The sequence below is a fragment of the Sphaerochaeta sp. S2 genome (assembly GCF_016406725.1).
GTDB lineage: Bacteria > Spirochaetota > Spirochaetia > Sphaerochaetales > Sphaerochaetaceae > Sphaerochaeta.
The window spans coordinates 1-1372 of record NZ_JAEKNT010000197.1; the positions used below are offsets into that span (position 1 = coordinate 1).

Below are 1372 nucleotides of genomic sequence, written 5' to 3' on the forward strand. Positions count from 1 at the left end.
ATTGGAAAGTTCTGTATCGGAGACAGGAGCAAGGATTGCCTGGGTTACCACAAGAATCGGAGTTGAGAAATCCATGGTAGCCTTTCTCTCTTCAGTGACGGAAACGCCACTGGCAACAGCATCATAGGCGCCGTTTGCAAGACCGGCAAAGATACCTTCCCATGCAACATTGACGATGCTGATCTCAACATCATTCACCTTTGCAATTTCTTCAACCAGATCAATTTCAAATCCAACGATATCCCCATTCTCATCGACGAACTCAAGTGGGGGCCAAGCACAGTTTGCTGCGAAGACATAAGATTTCTTTCCGCTCTCAGCCTGGGCCTGGGCGAAGACCAGGGTAGTGGACAGTACGAGCAACAGGGTAGCAACAACAAGTATTTTTTTCATGATTATCTCCTTCTTGTAATATGCGAATAATGCATAGATATGCAAGTATTGTCAACTATTTAAGAATAAATATGCACAAAAAGGGGAATAAAATGCAAAAAACAAGGAGCCGAAGCTCCCTGTCCTTTCGTAAAAAACTGCTTACAGCAGATTCCACTTCTCCTTCAATGCATCAAAGGAGCCGTCGGCCTTTGCCTTTGCCAGTCCCTCGTTGATGAGATCAAGGAGTTCCTGGTTGTCTTTCTGTACGGCAATTGCAATATCTTCTTGGGTGAACGGTTCACCGGCAACCTTCAGACGAGAGCTGTAGTTTTCGTTTGAGAGTACGAAATCACTGGCGATCAATGAGTCACAGACAGCAGCATCCACATTGCCGTTGAGCATATCCTCGATGGCAAGTCCGATATCATCATATGCTCTTCTCTCGACAGGATACGCTTCCAATGCAAAGTCTCCGGTTGTACCAATCTGGACCCCGATTTTCTTTCCTTCCAGATCCTCAATGCCCTTAATACTGCCTGCGTCTTCATTGCGGATGATTACGACCTGTCCAGCGGAGAGAATGGGGGAGGAGAAGGCCATTGTGGCTTTTCGCTCTTCAGTTACGGTCACCCCACTTGCAACACCATCATAGGCCCCATTGGCAAGACCGGCGAAAATGGTATCCCAGGGGATGTTCTTCACTGACATGGGTACACCGACCTTCTCGCCGATAAGCGGTATCAGTTCAACCTCAAATCCGGTAAGGGTACCATCTTCAACAAACTCAAGTGGGGGCCAGGTTGCATCGGTGGCAAATACATAGCTCTCTTTCTTCTCTTCTTTCTTGCAGCCGGTAAGCACAAGTGCAAAGACCAGTACCACCATCAGTGCTGCTATCATGGTTTTTTTCATGTTGTTTCCTTATACATATACTGTAATGTTAGATTCTTGTTTGGATAATGGGCAACTTTGGTACCTCTGTCAATGACCTATGATC

General features: G+C 46.4%; 2 protein-coding genes. Both read right to left on the minus strand.

Translation table 11 applies throughout. The features are described from left to right. Nucleotides 1-393: transporter substrate-binding domain-containing protein (locus tag JF818_RS05315; protein WP_198890929.1), on the minus strand; the 393-nt coding region annotated here is incomplete at its 3' end. A gap of 141 nt (nucleotides 394-534) precedes the next feature. Next, nucleotides 535-1287: a basic amino acid ABC transporter substrate-binding protein gene (locus JF818_RS05320; protein ID WP_198890930.1), complete on the minus strand. Its 753-nt coding sequence runs from the start codon at nucleotides 1285-1287 to the stop codon at nucleotides 535-537. Between the last annotated feature and the right edge of the window lie 85 nt (nucleotides 1288-1372).

Excerpts from the sequence above, each read along its gene's own strand:
- JF818_RS05320 (WP_198890930.1), bottom strand. The coding sequence starts at position 1,287 with ATGAAAAAAACCATGATAGCAGCACTGATGGTGGTACTGGTCTTTGCA.